17 protein-coding genes are annotated in these 17,203 nt (G+C 66.4%); 12 read left to right on the top strand and 5 right to left on the bottom strand.

Annotated elements, in window-relative coordinates:
• Positions 1-85 precede the first annotated feature (85 nt).
• Positions 86-778: a Bax inhibitor-1/YccA family protein gene (locus VFR90_RS08085; RefSeq protein WP_326405614.1), complete on the bottom strand. Its 693-nt coding sequence runs from the start codon at positions 776-778 to the stop codon at positions 86-88.
• 157 nt (positions 779-935) lie between these two features.
• On the opposite strand from VFR90_RS08085, the gene VFR90_RS08080 reads away from it, so the two are divergent.
• Positions 936-1,355, top strand: a complete 420-nt coding sequence (locus VFR90_RS08080) for a GlcG/HbpS family heme-binding protein (protein ID WP_326405596.1) — start codon at positions 936-938, stop codon at positions 1,353-1,355.
• 20 nt (positions 1,356-1,375) lie between these two features.
• On the opposite strand, the gene VFR90_RS08075 is transcribed toward VFR90_RS08080, so the two are convergent.
• Together VFR90_RS08075 and bfr are read right to left on the bottom strand one after the other, a co-directional pair.
• Positions 1,376-1,600 carry a (2Fe-2S)-binding protein gene (locus VFR90_RS08075; protein WP_326405595.1) on the bottom strand — a complete coding sequence of 75 codons (225 nt, stop codon included), beginning with the start codon at positions 1,598-1,600 and terminating at the stop codon, positions 1,376-1,378.
• Positions 1,601-1,713: 113 nt separating this feature from the next.
• Positions 1,714-2,193 carry a bacterioferritin gene (gene bfr, locus VFR90_RS08070; RefSeq protein ID WP_326405594.1) on the bottom strand — a complete coding sequence of 160 codons (480 nt, stop codon included), beginning with the start codon at positions 2,191-2,193 and terminating at the stop codon, positions 1,714-1,716.
• A 262-nt stretch (positions 2,194-2,455) separates the two neighbouring features.
• Between bfr and carA the strand changes: the two genes are divergently transcribed.
• The 4 genes from carA to VFR90_RS08050 all read left to right on the top strand — a co-directional run bounded on the left by carA (position 2,456) and on the right by VFR90_RS08050 (position 7,950).
• Complete coding sequence (gene carA, locus VFR90_RS08065) at positions 2,456-3,640, top strand: glutamine-hydrolyzing carbamoyl-phosphate synthase small subunit (protein ID WP_326405613.1); 1,185 nt, start codon at positions 2,456-2,458, stop codon at positions 3,638-3,640.
• 2 nt (positions 3,641-3,642) lie between these two features.
• A complete protein-coding gene (carB, locus tag VFR90_RS08060; protein WP_326405593.1) occupies positions 3,643-6,927 on the top strand; it encodes a carbamoyl-phosphate synthase large subunit in 3,285 nt (1,094 codons plus the stop codon).
• A gap of 106 nt (positions 6,928-7,033) precedes the next feature.
• Positions 7,034-7,510, top strand: coding sequence for a transcription elongation factor GreA (gene greA, locus VFR90_RS08055; RefSeq protein ID WP_326405592.1), 477 nt, complete (start codon positions 7,034-7,036; stop codon positions 7,508-7,510).
• Entirely contained in the window at positions 7,510-7,950 is a 441-nt protein-coding gene (locus tag VFR90_RS08050) for a DUF4149 domain-containing protein (RefSeq protein WP_326405591.1), read from the top strand. The genes greA and VFR90_RS08050 overlap by 1 nt, the downstream gene beginning before the upstream one ends.
• 1 nt (position 7,951) lies before the next feature.
• On the opposite strand, the gene VFR90_RS08045 is transcribed toward VFR90_RS08050, so the two are convergent.
• Positions 7,952-8,422, bottom strand: coding sequence for a YhbY family RNA-binding protein (locus VFR90_RS08045; RefSeq protein WP_326405590.1), 471 nt, complete (start codon positions 8,420-8,422; stop codon positions 7,952-7,954).
• A 21-nt stretch (positions 8,423-8,443) separates the two neighbouring features.
• Between VFR90_RS08045 and VFR90_RS08040 the strand changes: the two genes are divergently transcribed.
• From VFR90_RS08040 to glmM, 4 genes are all read left to right on the top strand, one after another.
• A complete protein-coding gene (locus VFR90_RS08040; protein WP_326405589.1) occupies positions 8,444-9,139 on the top strand; it encodes an RlmE family RNA methyltransferase in 696 nt (231 codons plus the stop codon).
• A gap of 142 nt (positions 9,140-9,281) precedes the next feature.
• The gene (gene ftsH, locus VFR90_RS08035; RefSeq protein WP_326405588.1) at positions 9,282-11,198 is read left to right on the top strand and encodes an ATP-dependent zinc metalloprotease FtsH; all 1,917 of its coding nucleotides are present in this window, start codon (positions 9,282-9,284) and stop codon (positions 11,196-11,198) included.
• A gap of 64 nt (positions 11,199-11,262) precedes the next feature.
• On the top strand, positions 11,263-12,108 hold the full coding sequence (gene folP, locus VFR90_RS08030) for a dihydropteroate synthase (RefSeq protein ID WP_326405587.1): 846 nt from the start codon (positions 11,263-11,265) through the stop codon (positions 12,106-12,108).
• 40 nt (positions 12,109-12,148) lie between these two features.
• On the top strand, positions 12,149-13,495 hold the full coding sequence (gene glmM / locus VFR90_RS08025; RefSeq protein ID WP_326405586.1) for a phosphoglucosamine mutase: 1,347 nt from the start codon (positions 12,149-12,151) through the stop codon (positions 13,493-13,495).
• Between the two features lie 27 nt (positions 13,496-13,522).
• Here the strand turns inward: glmM and VFR90_RS08020 are convergent, their stop codons facing one another.
• The gene (locus VFR90_RS08020; RefSeq protein ID WP_326405585.1) at positions 13,523-14,005 is read right to left on the bottom strand and encodes a fasciclin domain-containing protein; all 483 of its coding nucleotides are present in this window, start codon (positions 14,003-14,005) and stop codon (positions 13,523-13,525) included.
• Between the two features lie 215 nt (positions 14,006-14,220).
• Here VFR90_RS08020 and pstS point away from each other — a divergent pair, with 215 nt between their 5' ends.
• The 3 genes from pstS (at position 14,221) to pstA (ending at position 17,202) form a co-directional block, all read left to right on the top strand.
• Positions 14,221-15,258, top strand: a complete 1,038-nt coding sequence (pstS, locus tag VFR90_RS08015; protein ID WP_326405584.1) for a phosphate ABC transporter substrate-binding protein PstS — start codon at positions 14,221-14,223, stop codon at positions 15,256-15,258.
• An 82-nt stretch (positions 15,259-15,340) separates the two neighbouring features.
• A complete protein-coding gene (gene pstC / locus VFR90_RS08010; protein ID WP_326405583.1) occupies positions 15,341-16,318 on the top strand; it encodes a phosphate ABC transporter permease PstC in 978 nt (325 codons plus the stop codon).
• Entirely contained in the window at positions 16,315-17,202 is an 888-nt protein-coding gene (pstA, locus tag VFR90_RS08005; protein ID WP_326405582.1) for a phosphate ABC transporter permease PstA, read from the top strand. Before pstC ends, pstA begins: the two co-directional genes overlap by 4 nt.
• Position 17,203: the final 1 nt, after the last annotated feature.

Raw genomic sequence — 17,203 nt, 5'->3', positions numbered from 1 at the left:
CTACAAAGGCAAGACAGCCCGCAGGCCACAAAGGACAAGAGGGCCCGAAGGCCCTCTTGTGTTTGCCGAAGCGTTCAGATTCGCGTCACTCGCGTTCGCCGCCAAAGATGCCGAGGATGCTCAGCAGGCTCTGGAACACGTTGAAGACGTCGAGGTAGATCGCGAGCGTCGCGGTCACGTAGTTCGTCTCGCCACCATCAACCACGCGCTTGATGTCGTAGAGCATGAAGGCCGAGAAGATCAGCATCGCGAGCACCGAGATCGTGAGCATCAGCGCCGGCATCTTCAGGAAGATGTTCGCGACGATCGCCACGAGCAGCACGATGGCGCCCACCGTGAGCCACTTGCCCATGCCGGACAGATCGCGTTTGATCGTCGTGGCGAGCGTCGCCATGGTGAAGAAAACCGCCGCGGTGCCCCCGAACGCGAAGGCGATCAGCGAAGCGCCATTCGAGAAGCCGAGAATTGCTCCGATCAGCCGCGACAGCATCAGCCCCATGAAGAACGTGAAGCCGAGCAGCAGCACGACGCCGATCGCGGAATTCTTGAACTTGTTGATCGCGAAGAAAAAGCCGAAGGCAATGCCCAGGAAGAGCAGGAATCCGATCAGCGGGCTGCCGGCGAAGAAGCTAAAGCCGGTCGCGACACCGACCCACGCGCCCAGGACCGTCGGCACCAGGGACAGAGCCAGCAGCCAGTAGGTGTTGCGCAGAACCCGGTTGCGCTCGGCGCCAGCGGCGACCGAACCAGGGAAGGGCGTTTGAAGCATGTCGTTCATCGAAAGAGCCTCCGGCGATGCGTGATGGTTGACGTGGACCTGACGGCGCGATTCTAGTTCCGCCGTCGTTGCCGAAGCACCGTGGTTGGGGCGTCGAACCCGCTGATTACATTGCGCGGTCGCGGCAGGTCGCCGATGAACAGCGAAGGAGACATTGATGCAAAGCAAATGGGCGCTGACGGCCGAGGACGCGGATCGAATCGGCCGAGCCGCGGAGGCCGAGGCCGCCATGCACGGCTGGGCGGTGTCGATCGCAGTGGTCGACGATGGGGGCCACCTTTTGTGGTTCAAGCGGACGGAAGGCGCCGCGCCGATCTCCGCACGGATCGCGCCGGCCAAGGCGCAGACGGCGGCGCTTGGCCGGCGCGAATCGCGCGTGTACGAGGAGATCATCAATCAAGGCCGCACGGCGTTCCTCAGCGCCCCCTTGCTCGAAGGCATGCTCGAAGGCGGCGTGCCGGTGCTACGCGACGGGCAGTGCCTTGGCGCCGTCGGCGTCAGCGGCGTGAAGTCATCCGAGGACGCCCAGGTGGCGCGGGCCGGGATCGCGGCGTTGCACGAGCTCTTGGCGCGTTGATCCGCCCCGGCCTATGCCGGTCAGGCCGCAAGTTGCGGAGCTGCACGGCATTCGAGGATCGCGATCGCCGTGCGCGGCAGGCCTCCGTGACGCGCCTCGTGGAACACCGCCTGGGCGCAGTCGCCGCAGCGGCCGCAAGCCGTGCTCACACCCGTTTCGACCTGCAGTTCGTCGAAGCTCGAACACGCCTGCGCCTGGCGACGGATGTCGCGGTCGGAAACGCGGTGACAAACGCAAACGATCATGGCGCGGTCGGTGGATGCGACGCGCTGATCTTAAATAGGAATCACTCTTAAACGCAAGCCGGCTGAACGGCCAGCCTTGCGGTGCGGTCTTTTTCCGCCAGGGCGGATCTTCGTCAGGACGACGGCTCCCCCATCGCCGACTGCAGGTAGTTCTGCAGCCCGACCTGATCGACCAGTCCCAGCTGCGTCTCGAGGAAGTCGATGTGCTCCTCGGTGTCGTCGAGGATTCCTTGAAGGACGTCGCGCGAGACGTAGTCCCGCACCGACTCGCAATGCGCGATGCCGGCCTTGATGGTCGCCTGCGCCGCCTGCTCGAGCGTCAGATCGCCACGCAGCGCCTCGACGAGGTTCTCGCCGATCAACAGCTTGCCGAGGTCCTGCAGGTTGGGCAGGCCGTCGAGCATCAGGATCCGGTCCATCAGCTTGTCGGCGTGCTTCATCTCGCCGATCGACTCCTCGTATTCCTTCTTCGCGATCCGGTCGAAGCCCCAATGCTTCATCAGCCGGTAATGCATGAAGTACTGGTTGATCGCTGTGAGCTCGTTCTTCAGTTGGGCGTTCAGGTGCTGGATGACTTGGGCGTCGCCTTGCATGGCATTTCTCCTTGATGGGCGGGTGATTATTGAAGCCGTGCGCAGCCTCCACGAGGAAGGCCCCACGTCGACGCTCTGAAGCAGCCTGCGAGTCAATCGCACTCATCGCCACCGCCGCGTCGGTGACCAAGCAACGAGACTGCCGGCTAGAATCTCGCGCTTTTCCTGCAATCCAGCCGCCCAACGGAACATCCGCTGTTTCCACGCCGGACGAGGCCACCAAAGGCCCGCTGGGCGCGCGTCATCGACGGAGTCCCTTGTGCTGCTGCCCGATCTGCCCCGTGCCCTTCTGGTTCTTGCGGACGGCACGACTTTCGAGGGCAGATCGATCGGTGCAGAGGGCCACACGAGCGGCGAGGTCGTGTTCAACACCTCGCTGACCGGCTACCAGGAAATCCTGACCGACCCCAGCTACGCGCGGCAGATCGTCACGCTGACGTATCCGCACATCGGCAACACGGGGGTCAACGAGCAGGACGTCGAAGCGTCGAAGGTCCACGCCGCGGGTTTGATCGTCAAAGATCTTCCGGCGCTCGCGTCGAACTTCCGCAAGACCCGGTCCCTTGCCACCTATCTGCGCGACGAGCAGACGGTCGCGATCGCCGACATCGACACGCGCCGCCTGACCCGGCTGCTGCGTACGAAGGGCGCGCAAAACGGCTGCATCCTCGCCTTGCCCCGAGGCGCCAAGCCGACTGTGGAACACATCGACGAAGCGCTTCGGCGCGCGAAGGCCGCCCCCGACATGGCCGGGCTCGACCTCGCCCAAGTCGTGAGCACCGCGATGCCCTACGTGTGGAACGAAACCGAGTGGCAGCTCGACGGCGAAGGCGGCTTGCCGGGGTTCGGCATGCAGCAGGCGCCGCGCTTCCATGTCGTCGCCTATGACTTCGGCGTGAAGCGCAACATCCTGCGCATGCTCGCCTCGCGCGGCTGCCAAGTCACCGTGGTGCCGGCAACCACGCCCGCGGCCGAGGCGCTGTTGCTCAAGCCTGACGGCATCTTCCTTGCCAACGGACCTGGCGACCCCGAGCCCTGCGGGTACGCGATCGAAGCCACACGCAAGCTGATCGACACCGGCCTGCCGACCTTCGGCATCTGCCTCGGCCACCAGATCCTGGCATTGGCCTCGGGTGCAAAGACCTTCAAGATGAAGTTCGGCCACCACGGCGCGAACCATCCGGTGAAGGACCTCGACTCTGGCCGCGTCAGCATCACGAGCCAGAACCACGGCTTTGCGGTGGACGAGAAGACGCTCCCGGCGAACCTGCGGGCCACGCACATCAGCTTGTTCGACGGCACCTTGCAGGGCCTCGCCCGCACCGACAGGCCCGCCTTCTGCTTCCAGGGCCATCCGGAAGCCTCGCCCGGCCCGCACGACATCGGCTACCTGTTCGACCGATTCATCTCGTTGATGAACGAAACCGCGCAGGACAAGGCCCACTGACCATGCCCAAGCGCAACGATCTCCAAAGCATCCTCATCCTCGGCGCCGGCCCGATCGTCATCGGCCAGGCCTGCGAGTTCGACTACTCCGGCGCGCAAGCCTGCAAGGCGCTGCGCGAGGAGGGCTACCGCGTCGTGCTGGTCAACAGCAACCCGGCGACGATCATGACCGACCCCGGCATGGCCGATGCGACCTACATCGAGCCGATCACCTGGGCCGTCGTCGAGAAGATCATCGCCAAGGAGCGCGCCGCGCGCCCCGACGAGAAGATGGCGGTGCTTCCGACGATGGGCGGCCAGACCGCGCTGAACTGTGCGCTCGATCTGGCTCGCCACGGCGTGCTCGCGAAGCATGGCGTCGAGATGATCGGCGCCAACGAGCATGCGATCGAGAAGGCCGAGGACCGGCTGAAATTCAAGGACGCGATGACCAGCATCGGCCTCGCGTCTGCGAAGAGCGGCATTGCGCATTCGATGGACGAAGCGCTCGAGGTGCAGCGCCGCATCACCAAGGACATCGGCGGCACGGGCTTTCCCATGGTGATCCGCCCGAGCTTCACGCTGGGCGGCACTGGCGGCGGCATTGCCTACAACCCGGACGAGTTCGAGGAGATCTGCAAGCGCGGACTCGACCTTTCGCCGACGCACGAGCTGCTGATCGAAGAAAGCCTCATTGGCTGGAAGGAGTACGAGATGGAGGTCGTCCGCGACAAGGCGGACAACTGCATCATCGTTTGCTCCATCGAGAACCTCGATCCGATGGGCGTGCATACCGGCGACTCGATCACCGTCGCGCCCGCGCAGACGCTGACGGATCGCGAGTACCAACTGCTGCGCAACGCCAGCATCGCGATCCTGCGCGAGATCGGCGTCGAGACCGGCGGCTCGAACGTGCAGTTCGCGATCAACCCGGCCAACGGCCGCATGGTCGTGATCGAGATGAATCCGCGCGTCTCGCGCAGCTCGGCGCTCGCGTCGAAGGCCACCGGCTTTCCGATCGCGAAGGTCGCCGCGAAGCTGGCAGTCGGCTACACGCTGGACGAGCTGCGCAACGACATCACCGGCGGTGCGACGCCCGCGAGCTTCGAGCCCAGCATCGACTACGTCGTCACGAAGATCCCGCGCTTCGCGTTCGAGAAGTTCCCGGCCGCCAATTCGCGCCTGACGACGCAGATGAAGTCGGTCGGCGAGGTGATGGCGATGGGCCGCAGCTTCCAGGAAAGCCTGCAAAAAGCGCTGCGCGGTCTGGAGACCGGCATCGACGGCCTCAGCGAACGCAGCACCGACGCCGAGGAGATCAAGCAGGAGATCGGCGAGCCGGGACCCGAGCGGCTGCTCTACGTGGCCGACGCGATGCGCCTGGGCATGACGCGCGAAGAGATCTTCGAGGAGACCGCGATCGATCCGTGGTTCCTTGCGCAGATCGAGGAGATCGTCGCGGCCGAGAAGGCGCTGGCGGGACGATCGCTGCCGACGCTCGGCGTGGACGAGCTGCGCTTTTTGAAGCGCAAGGGCTTCTCCGACAAGCGGCTCGCCAAGCTGCTGGGCAGCAGCCAGCACGACGTTCGCGCGGCGCGCCACGCGCTCGGCGTGAGGCCGGTCTACAAGCGGGTCGACACCTGCGCGGCCGAGTTCGCGACCCAGACCGCCTACATGTACTCGACCTACGACGAAGAGTGCGAGGCCGAGCCCAGCGGGAAGAAGAAGATCATGGTCCTCGGCGGTGGGCCCAACCGCATCGGCCAGGGCATCGAGTTCGACTACTGCTGCGTCCACGCGGCCCTCGCGATGCGCGAGGACGGCTACGAGACCATCATGGTCAATTGCAACCCGGAGACCGTCTCGACCGACTACGACACCAGCGACCGCCTCTATTTCGAACCGGTGACGCTGGAAGACGTGCTCGAGATCGTCGACAAGGAAAAACCGGCCGGCGTGATCGTGCAGTACGGCGGGCAGACGCCGTTGAAGCTGGCGCTCGAGCTGGAACGCGCCGGCGTGCCGATCATCGGCACCAGCCCCGACAGCATCGACATCGCCGAGGACCGCGAACGCTTCCAGAAACTGCTGCATCAGCTCGGCCTGAAGCAGCCGCCGAACCGCACCGCGCGCACCGAAGACGCTGCGATCGCGCTGGCCAATGAAATCGGTTACCCACTCGTCGTGCGTCCGAGCTACGTGCTCGGTGGCCGTGCGATGGAAATCGTGCATGGCGACAAGGACCTCGAGCGCTACATGCGCGAAGCGGTGCGCGTTTCTGAGAAATCCCCGGTGCTGCTGGACCGCTTCCTCGAGGACGCGGTCGAGGTCGACGTTGACTGCATCAGCGACGGCAGCGAAGGACCGGGCGGCGTGATGATCGGCGGGATCATGGAGCACATCGAGGCCGCGGGCATCCACAGCGGCGACTCGGCCTGTTCGCTGCCGCCGTATTCGCTGAGCCCCGCGCTGCAGGACGAGTTGCGCCGGCAGACCGCGGTGATGGCGAACGCGCTGAAGGTCGTCGGCTTGATGAACGTGCAGTTCGCGATCCAAGGCGAAGGCGACGACGCGGTCGTGTACGTGCTCGAAGTCAACCCGCGTGCCTCGCGCACCGTGCCCTTCGTCAGCAAGGCCACCGGCCAGCCGCTCGCGAAGATCGCGGCGCGCTGCATGGTCGGGCAGAAGCTCTCGCAGCAGCGCGCGCTGAACGGCGAGCCGCCGCGCGAGGTCATCCCGGCCTACACCGCCGTGAAGGAGGCGGTCTTTCCGTTCAACAAGTTCCCGGGTGTCGATCCGATCCTCGGTCCCGAGATGCGCTCGACCGGCGAGGTGATGGGCGCAGGCGCCAGCTTCGGCGAGGCGATGTTCAAGAGCCAGCTCGGCGCCGGCGTGCGCCTGCCCGCGGCAGGTACCGTGGTGATCACGGTAAAGAACGCCGACAAGGACCGTGCGGTGAAAATCGCCGGCGATCTGGTCGATCTTGGCTTCAGCGTCGTCGCGACCAAGGGCACGGCCGCGGCAATCGCCGCTGCGGGCATTCCGGTGAAGCCCATCAACAAGGTGAAAGAGGGCCGGCCGCACATCGCCGACCTGATCAAGGCCGGCGAGATCCAACTGGTCTTCACCACCGTGGACGAGACGCGCACCGCGATCGCCGATTCGCGCTACATCCGCACCGCAGCGATCGCCAACGGCGTCAGCTACTACACGACGATGGCCGGCTGCGAGGCGGTTGTCGAAGCCTTGAAGCACGAGGACGACCTCGTCGTGCGCTCGCTGCAGGAGCTGCATGCCGGGCTCGGCTGACGCGCGCTAGACTTGTTTCGACAGCGGCCGCCCCGGTCTTCGAGGCGGCTGAATTTTTTTGGACGCGGCGCATCGAGGCGCCGCATGACTTCCAGCGGACGACACCATGGCGACCATCCCCCTGACGACGCGCGGCGCGCAGAAGCTGCGCGAGGAATTGCAAAGGCTCAAGACCGTCGAGCGCCAGGCGGTGATCCAGGCGATCGCCGAGGCACGCGCGCAGGGCGATTTGTCGGAGAACGCCGAGTACGAAGCCGCCAAGGACAAGCAGGGCTTCATCGAAGGCCGCATTCTCGAGATCGAAGGAAAGATGGCCGCGGCGCAGGTGATCGATCCCGCGGCGCTCGATGCCGGCGGCAAGGTGGTGTTCGGCGCGACCGTCGATCTCGAGGAAGACAAGACGGGCTCGGAAGTCACCTACCAGATCGTCGGCGAGGACGAGGCTGATCTGAAGCAGGGCCTCATCTCGGTCGGCTCGCCGATCGCGCGCGCGCTGATCGGCAAGGAGGCCGGCGAGGTTGCCGAGGTTCAGGCGCCGGGAGGCGTGAGGCGCTACGAAATCGTCGAAGTGCGTTACGTGTGATGTTGGCCGAGCGCGCTCGCCGCAGCCTGCCCGGACTCTGGGCCGGACTGATGCTGGCGATCGGCTTCGTCGCCGCGCCGACGCTGTTCGCGCTGCTCGATCGGGCGGCGGCCGGCCGCGTCGCGTCGCGCTTGTTCGCCATCGAGGCGACGGCGAGCATCGTGTTGTGCGTCGTGCTGGCCCTGCTCGAACGCGGGCGGGCAGCGCGTGGTGCAGCGGCGGGTGAAGGCTCGCGGGTCACGGCGGAACTGATGCTGGTGCTCGGCGCCCTGTTTTGCACGGTGCTCGGCCACCATGCGATCCAGCCGATGATGGACGCGGCCCGGGCGGGGCAGGGCGCGTTCTCGTTCGGCGTCTTGCACGGCGTGTCGAGTGCGCTCTATGCGGTCAAGCTGCTGCTCGTCGCGACGTTGGCTTGGCGCGCGAGCGCCGGGCCGTGACTCAAGCCGGCTTCTTCTTCGCGCTGGTCACGCGCTTCTTCGCGCGCTTGACGATGCCGCCTGCAGTAAGCCGCTGGTTGCCGAGCACGGTGAGCTTCTTGACCTGCGCCCGGTGGTTGCCGCTCTTCGAAAATTTGAGCACCTTCACCACCTTCGGGCCGGCCTTGCGGTCTTGGTCCACCGCTTTGGCCTTTTCGACCGGTGCGCGCCATAGCACGAGCAGCTTGCCGATGTGCTGGATCGGCGCCGCGTCGAGCCGATCGCACAACTCGGCGAAAACCGTCTCGCGCAGGCTGCGGTCGTCGGCCATCACGCGCAGCTTGATCAAGCCGTGGGCGTCGAGCGCGGCCGCCACCTCCTTCTGCACCCCAGGCGTGAGTCCTTCGCCGCCGATCATCACGACCGGATCGAGGTGGTGCGCGGCGGCGCGGTGGGCGCGCCGTTCGGCGCTGGTCAAGGTCAGTGCGGGCATCACGGCATTATCGGCAGCGCGATGAAGGTCAAGACCAAGAGCAAGAAGGTCAACAAGGCCTGGCTCAACGATCACATCAACGATCCCTACGTGAAGCTCGCGCTCAAAGAGGGCTATCGCGCGCGCGCTGCCTACAAGCTCAAGGAGATCGACGAAGCGCTCGCGCTGGTGAGGCCGGGGCAGTTGGTCGTCGATCTTGGCTCCGCGCCCGGCGCCTGGAGCCAATACCTGCGGCGTCGCTTCGCGCCCAAGGAGGCCGGGGCGGGCGGCGCGGCGGTCGGCGCATTGAACGGAACGATCGTCGCGCTCGACGTGTTGCCGATGGAGCCGATCGAAGGCGTGCGTTTCATCCGCGGCGACTTCCACGAAGCCGACGTTCTTGCCGAACTGGAAGCCGCCCTGGCGGGTCGGCCGGTCGATCTGGTGGTGTCCGACATGGCGCCGAACCTTTCCGGGGTTGCGTCGTCGGACTCGGCGCGCATCGCGCTGCTTGTCGAGCTGGCGTTGGAGTTCGCGGAGAAGCACCTGAAGCCGCAAGGCGCTCTGGTTTGCAAGGTTTTTCACGGCAGCGGCTACAGCCAGCTCGTCGAGCAGTTCAAGCAGCGCTTCAAAGTTGTCAAGCGTATCAAGCCGAAGGCCTCGCGTGATCGATCGGCGGAAACCTTCCTGGTGGGGCTTGGTCTGAAGGCAACGCCCAGGCGCAGCGAAAACCTTTGAAACCGGTGCGTTTCCCTCGCTGCGCCTATGGCGGCGAAGTCCTTAAACCATGAGGCGCGGGACTTGACTGGACTAAACTTGATCGCATATGTCGGTCCTGTGACGGCGCTGCGCCGTCGCGAGGCATGAAGAAGGAGCCGCAGTGAACAACCCCTGGTTTTCGAAGGTCGCCGTCTGGCTGGTGATCGCGTTGGTGCTGTTCACGGTGTTCAAGCAGTTCGACCGGACCGCTTCCGCCGGCAGCCAGATCGGCTACTCCGAGTTCCTCGACGAAGTACAGGCCAAACGCATCGCCAGCGTCACGCTGCAGGAAAACGGTGCTGGCGGCACCGAGATCCGCGCGGTCACCACCGACGGCAAGCCGCTGCGTTCCACCGCCACCTACCTCGATCGCGGTCTCGTCGGCGACCTTCGCAACAACAACATCAAGTTCGACGTGAAGCCGCGCGAGGAGCCCTCGCTGCTGGTAAGCATCCTCGTGAGCTGGGGCCCGATGCTGCTGCTGATCGGCGTGTGGATCTACTTCATGCGCCAGATGCAGGGCGGCGGCAAAGGCGGCGCATTCAGCTTCGGCAAGAGCAAGGCGCGCATGCTCGACGAAGCGAACAACTCGACCACCTTTCAGGACGTCGCGGGCTGCGACGAGGCCAAGGAAGAGGTCAAGGAGCTGGTCGACTTCCTCAAGGACCCGCAAAAGTTCCAGAAGCTCGGCGGTCGCATCCCGCGCGGCGTGCTGCTGGTCGGCCCGCCCGGCACCGGCAAGACGCTGCTGGCGAAGGCGATCGCCGGCGAAGCGAAGGTGCCGTTCTTCAGCATCAGCGGCTCCGACTTCGTCGAAATGTTCGTCGGCGTCGGTGCGGCCCGCGTGCGCGACATGTTCGAGCAAGCCAAGAAGAACGCGCCATGCATCATCTTCATTGACGAAATCGACGCTGTCGGCCGCCACCGCGGGGCCGGCCTGGGCGGCGGCAACGACGAGCGCGAGCAGACGCTGAACCAGATGCTCGTCGAGATGGACGGCTTCGAGACGAACCTCGGCGTCATCGTGATGGCCGCCACCAACCGGCCCGACATCCTCGACCCGGCGCTGCTGCGTCCCGGCCGCTTCGACCGGCAGGTCTACGTGACGTTGCCCGACGTGCGTGGCCGCGAGCAGATCCTCAACGTGCACATGCGCAAGGTGCCGATCGGCCAGGACATCCGCGCCGACATCCTCGCCCGCGGCACGCCAGGCTTCAGTGGTGCCGATCTGGCGAACCTGGTCAACGAGGCCGCGCTCTTCGCCGCACGCCGCAGTGCGCGCGTCGTCGAGATGGTCGACTTCGAGAAGGCCAAGGACAAGATCATGATGGGCCCCGAGCGCAAGTCGATGGTCATGCCCGAGGAGGAGCGTCGCAACACGGCCTACCACGAGGCAGGCCACGCGCTGGTGGCGCGCCTGATGCCCAAGACCGACCCGGTGCACAAGGTGACGGTGATCCCGCGCGGTCGCGCGCTCGGCGTGACGATGCAACTGCCCGAGGGTGACCGCTACAGCATGGACAAGGAGCGGATGCTCTCGACCATCAGCGTGCTGTTCGGGGGCCGCATCGCCGAAGAGGTGTTCATGAACCAGATGACCACCGGCGCCAGCAACGACTTCGAGCGCGCGACGCAACTCGCGCGCGACATGGTCACCCGCTACGGCATGACGGACGAGCTCGGCCCGATGGTGTATTCGGAGAACGAGGGCGAGGTCTTCCTGGGCCGCTCGGTCACGAAGACGACCAACATGTCGGAAGACACGATGCGCAAGGTCGATCAGGAGATCCGCAAGATCATTGACGAGCAGTACGTGATCGCGCGCCGCCACATCGAAAGCAACCAAGAGAAGATGCACGCGATGGCGAAGGCGCTGCTCGAGTGGGAAACCATCGATGCCGAGCAGATCGACGACATCATGGCCGGCAAGCCCCCGCGCCCACCGAAGGATTGGAGCGCGCCGAGCAGTCCGAATGCAGGCGGCGGCAGCGGTGGTGCGCCGACGGTCAGCCCAGACGGGGCTCCCGCGGCCGTTTGACGACCACGCCGAGGATCGACCAGGAACGGGGCTTCGGCCCCGTTCTGCTTTTCCCGAGACCCTGATGACCCAGCATTGGCAGACCACCCGCTACAGGATCGACTTGGCGACGCCGCGGGTGATGGGCATCGTCAACCTGACGCCCGATTCGTTCTCCGACGGCGGCCGCCATGCCGGCGTCGCGGCAGCCTTGGCGCACTGCGAGAAGCTGCTCGCCGATGGTGCCGACATCCTCGACATCGGTGGTGAGTCGACCCGTCCCTCCGCAGAACCCGTGAGCCTCGACGAAGAACGCTCGCGCGTGCTGCCGGTGCTGCGCGAGGCACTCGCGCTCGGCGTGCCGATCTCGCTGGACAGCTACAAGCCCGCACTGATGCGAGAGGCGCTCGATCTCGGCATCGACATCGTCAACGACATCAAGGCGCTGCGCGAGCCGGGCGCTGTCGAGGCCGTCGCCGCGCATCCGGGCTGTGGCGTGTGCCTGATGCACATGCGCGGCCTCGAGCCCAAGTCGATGCAGGAAGGCAACCCGCGCTACGACGACGTGGTGGTCGAGGTGCGGCGCTTCCTGCGCGAGCGGGTCGAGGCGGTCACTGCCGCCGGCGTCGCACGCGAGCGCCTCGCGATCGATCCCGGCATCGGCTTCGGCAAGCGCACCGAGCACAACTTCGCGCTGCTCGAGCGGCAAGGCGAATTGCTCGCGCTCGGGGTGCCGGTGCTGGCCGGCTGGTCGCGCAAGGGCAGCCTTGGGCGCATCACCGGCCGGGAAGCCGTCGGCGACCGGCTCGTGCCGAGCGTCGCGGCTGCGTTGGCCGCGGTGCAGCGTGGCGCTCGGATCGTCCGGGTGCACGACGTGGCGGAGACGGTCGATGCGCTGAAGGTGTGGCGCGCGGCCGGATTGCCAGGCTGAGAAGTCGGCGCTGCGACACCGGCCGGCACAATCCCGGCGCATGAACAGAACCTATTTCGGCACCGACGGCATCCGCGGCGCGGTCGGCCAGGCGCCGATCACCGCGGATTTCGTGCTGCGCCTGGGCCATGCCGTCGGCCGCGTGCTGCGCGCGAACAAGGGCACGGGCGCCGTCAAGCCGATGGTGCTGATCGGCAAGGACACGCGCATCTCCGGCTACATGCTCGAGTCGGCGCTCGAAGCCGGTTTCGCGTCGGCCGGCGTCGACGTGCTTCTGACCGGCCCGCTGCCCACGCCGGGCGTCGCCTACCTCACGCGCGCGCTGCGCCTCGATCTCGGCGTCGTCATCAGCGCCTCGCACAACCCCTTCGGCGACAACGGCATCAAGTTCTTCTCGGCCCGCGGTGAGAAGCTGCCCGAGGCCTGGGAGCGCCAGGTCGAGGCCGCGCTCGCCGAACCCGCGCAATGGTGCGATTCGCAGGGTCTCGGCAAGGCCCGGCGACTCGACGATGCGCAGGGTCGCTACGTCGAGTTCTGCAAGAGCACCGTCGGCAACGAGATCACGCTGAAGGGCCTGAAGCTCGTCGTCGATGCGGCGCACGGCGCGGCCTACCAGGTGGCGCCGAGCGTGTTCCACGAGCTTGGCGCGGACGTGGTCGCGATCGGCTGCGCGCCGAACGGCCTGAACATCAACGACGGCTTCGGCGCCACGCAGCCCGAAGCGCTGGTGCGCGCAGTGCAGGAGCAGGGCGCCGACTACGGCATCGCGCTCGACGGCGACGCCGATCGCCTGCAGCTCGTCGATGCCTCGGGCCGCCTCTATAACGGCGACGAACTTTTGTTGCTGATGACGCTCGACCGGCTCGACGGGGGCCAGGCGGTGCCCGGTGTCGTCGGCACGCTGATGACCAACCTCGCCGTCGAACAGGCGCTCGAGCGCCGAGGCGTCGCCTGCGTGCGCGCCAAGGTCGGCGACCGCTACGTGCTGGAAGAGTTGATCGCTCGCGGCTGGGCGCTCGGCGGCGAGGGTTCGGGACACCTGATCGCGCTCGACAAACACACCACCGGCGATGGCCTCGTGAGCGCACTGCAGGTGCTGCAAGCGGTGGTGCACAGGCAGCGCAGCGTCGCGCAGTGGCTCGGGGGCGTGGAGCTGTTCCCGCAGGTGCTGATCAACGTGCGGCTCGCGCCGGGGCAGGACTGGCAGGCGAACGCCGCGCTTGCCGATGCCCGGGCCAGCGCGATCGCGGAACTCGGCACGCGCGGCCGCCTGCTGATCCGCCCGTCGGGCACTGAGCCGCTGGTGCGCGTGATGGTCGAGGCCGACGATGCGGCGCTCGCGCGGCGGTGTGCCGAGACGCTCGCCGCGGTGCTGCGCCAGGCCTGAGCGCGAGGCGCAGGCCGGCGGTACCGGTCAGCGCTTCGGGGGGATCAGCACCTTGTCGATCACGTGGACGACCCCGTTGCTCGCCGTCACGTCGGCCTGCGTGACGAGGGCATCTTCGACGGTGACGAAGCCGCCGGCCTTCGCCACGTTCAGGTTCGCGCCTTGGATGCTCTTCACCGCTCCGGTCTTGACGTCGCCGGCCGTAACCTTGCCCGGCAGCACATGGTAGGTCAGCACGGCCTTGAGTTGCTCCTTGTCCTTGGCCAGATCCGCGAGCGTCTTCGCAGGCACCGCCTTGAAGGCTTCGTCGGTCGGCGCGAAAACGGTATAGGGGCCGGTGCCGTTCAGCGTGTCGGTCAGGCCGGCGTCGGCGATCAGCTTGTTCAGCGTCGAAAGGCTCGGCGTTGCGGCGGCGGTCTGGGCGATCGTCTTGGGCCCGGACATCGACGCGCAACCGGCCAAGGCCAGCAGCGCCGAAGAGGCGACGCAAAGCAGGGCGCGCTTGTTCATGGAAGCTCCTCCAGAAGGGGTTGAAAGACGCGAATTCACAGCGCGGCGCAGCTTAGGCAGCGCGGATGACGGATTCGTGACGCAGCCGTGAAGACGCCGTCACAAAGCCCGCGCTACCGAGGTGCATGCGCCGGCGTCACGGCGCTGTCATGCGGCATTCCTACAGTGCACCGCGTCACGTTTCGCCTCGCCACACGTCTTTCGAAAGGCCGTCCATGAGCTTGAAGTTGCTTCGTCTCGCATCGTTCGCAGTCGCCGTTGCCGGCCTCGGCTCCGCCTCCGCGCAGGAGATCACCGGTGCCGGAGCGTCCTTCCCTGCCCCGGTCTATGCGAAGTGGGCCGATGCCTACAACAAGGCGACGGGCGCACGCATCAATTACCAGTCGGTCGGCTCCGGCGCCGGCATCCGTCAGATCAAGGCGAAGACCGTCGATTTCGGCGCCTCCGACGCGCCGTTGAAGGACGAAGAGCTCGCGAAGGACGCGATGATCCAGTTCCCGACCGTGATCGGCGGCGTCGTGCCGGTGGTCAACATCAAGGGCGTCGCGCCGGGACAGATGAAGCTCACCGGCCAGGTGCTGGGCGACATCTACCTCGGCAAGGTCACGAAGTGGAACGACGCGGCGATTGCCGCGCTGAACCCCGGCCTCGCGCTGCCCGACGCGACCATCGCGCCGGTGCGCCGCGCCGACGGCTCGGGTACCACCTTCCTGTTCACCAACTACCTGTCGAAGGTCAACCCGGAGTGGAAGGCCAAAGCCGGCGAGGGCACGGCGGTCAACTGGCCGACCGGCGCGGGCGGCAAGGGCAACGAAGGCGTCTCGGCCTTCGTCGCGCGCCTGCCGAATTCGATCGGCTACGTCGAGTACGCCTACGCGAAGCAGAACAAGATGTCGCACGTGCTGCTGAAGAACGCCGCGGGCAACTTCGTCGCGCCGGACGACGCGAACTTCAAGGCCGCCGCTGCCGGCGCGCAGTGGGAAAAGAGCTTCTATCAAGTGCTGACCGAGCAGCCCGGCGCCCAGGCCTGGCCCATCACCGGCGCGACCTTCATCCTGGTCTACAAGAGCCAGGACAAGCCGGCCAACGCTGCTGCGACGCTGAAGTTCTTCGATTGGGCCTTCACCAGCGGCGACCAGATGGCGGCCGACCTCGAGTACGTGCCGCTACCGGATTCGGTGAAGCAGCTCGTGCGCAAGCAGTGGGCCGACAACATCAAGGACACGTCGGGCAAGGCGATCGCCTTCAAGTAGTCCGCTGGCCGAGCGCCACGCAGCCGAGGAGACCACGGTGGCCGCTACATTCCCCGCTTCACCGTACCCCGACGACAAGAAGATGAGTCGACCGCTGCCGGCGGATCGCCCGCCCCCGGTACGCAAGGCGGCGCCGTGGCTGGACACCGTCTTCTCGGTGCTCGCGCACGCCGCGGCGATCCTGACGCTGGCGATGCTGGCCGGGATCATCGTCTCGCTCGTGATCGGTGCCGGGCCCGCCATCGAGAAGTACGGCTTGAGCTTCCTCTGGCGCAGCCAGTGGGACCCGGTGCAGAACGAGTACGGCGGGCTCGTGATGATCTACGGCACGCTCGCCACCTCGTTCATCGCGCTGCTGATCGGCGTGCCGGTGAGCTTCGGCATCGCGCTGTTCCTCACCGAGCTGTCGCCAGGCTGGCTGAAGCGGCCGCTGGGCATTGCGATCGAGCTGCTGGCGGCTGTGCCTTCGATCGTCTACGGCATGTGGGGCCTGCTTGTCTTCGGCCCGATCCTCTCCACCTACGTGCAGCAGCCGCTGCAGGCGGCCTTCGGCGGCGTGCCCTACCTTGGCGCGCTGTTCAGCGGCGCGCCCGTGGGCATCGGCATCCTGTCGGCGGGGATCATCCTCGCGATCATGATCATTCCGTTCATCGCCTCGGTGATGCGCGACGTCTTCGAGGTGACGCCGCCGATGCTGAAGGAGTCGGCCTACGGCCTTGGCTCGACCACCTGGGAGGTGGTGTGGAAGGTGGTGCTGCCCTACACGAAGACCGGCGTCATCGGCGGGATCATGCTGGGCCTCGGCCGCGCGCTCGGCGAGACGATGGCCGTCACCTTCGTCATCGGCAACTTCAACCAGCTCAACTCGTTGAGTCTGTTCGAGGCAGCGAACAGCATCTCCTCGGCGCTCGCCAACGAATTTGCCGAAGCGGGTGAGGGCCTGCACCAGGCTTCGCTGATCTACCTCGGCCTGATCCTGTTCTTCATCACCTTCGTGGTGCTGGCCTTTTCGCGGCTGCTGCTCTCGCGGCTGAAGAAGAGCGAAGGGAAGCGGACATGAGCTCCATCGCGCAACCCTCGCCGCGCTCGGCGGCGCAGGCCTCCCGGCTTGCCAAGCACGCGTCGCGCAAGCGGGTCAACGCCATCGCGCTCGTGCTGTCGCTCGCGGCGATGGCCTTCGGCGTGTTCTGGCTGATCTGGATCCTGGTCGAGACGGTGCGGCTCGGCGTCGGCGGGCTTTCGCTGTCGCTGTTCACCGAGATGACGCCACCGCCGCTGGCGGAGACCGGCGGCCTCGCGAACGCGATCTTCGGTTCGGTGCTCATGGTCGGCCTGGCCACCGCGCTCGGCACGCCGATTGGCGTGCTCGCCGGCATTTACCTCGCCGAATACGGCCAGAAGACCTGGCTCGGCGGCGCGACCCGCTTCATCAACGACATCCTGCTGTCGGCGCCGTCGATCGTCATCGGCCTGTTCATCTATTCGGCGGTGGTCGCTCGCTTCAAGACCTTCTCCGGCTGGGCCGGCGTGCTGGCGCTCGCGCTGATCGTGATTCCGGTGGTGATCCGCACCACCGAGAACATGCTCGCGCTGATCCCCAACGCGTTGCGCGAGGCGGCCTACGCGCTGGGCACGCCGAAGTGGAAGGTGATCCTCACCATCACGCTGAAGGCCGCGATGGCCGGCGTGATGACCGGCGTGCTGCTGGCGCTAGCGCGCGTCGCCGGCGAGACGGCGCCGCTGCTGTTCACCGCGCTGTCCAACCAGTTCTGGACCAGCAACCTCGGCCAGCCGATGGCGAGCCTGCCGGTGACGATCTTCAAGTTCGCGATGAGCCCCTACGAGAACTGGCAGAAGTTGGCCTGGGCGGGCGTGTTCCTGATCACGATCGGCGTGCTCGTGCTCAACATCCTGGCGCGCGCGCTGTTCCGCAACAAGCACTGAG

This window comes from Methylibium sp., from assembly GCF_035762065.1.
Taxonomy (GTDB): Bacteria; Pseudomonadota; Gammaproteobacteria; order Burkholderiales; family Burkholderiaceae_C; genus Methylibium.
This window is presented reverse-complemented; position numbering and strand designations above follow the sequence as displayed.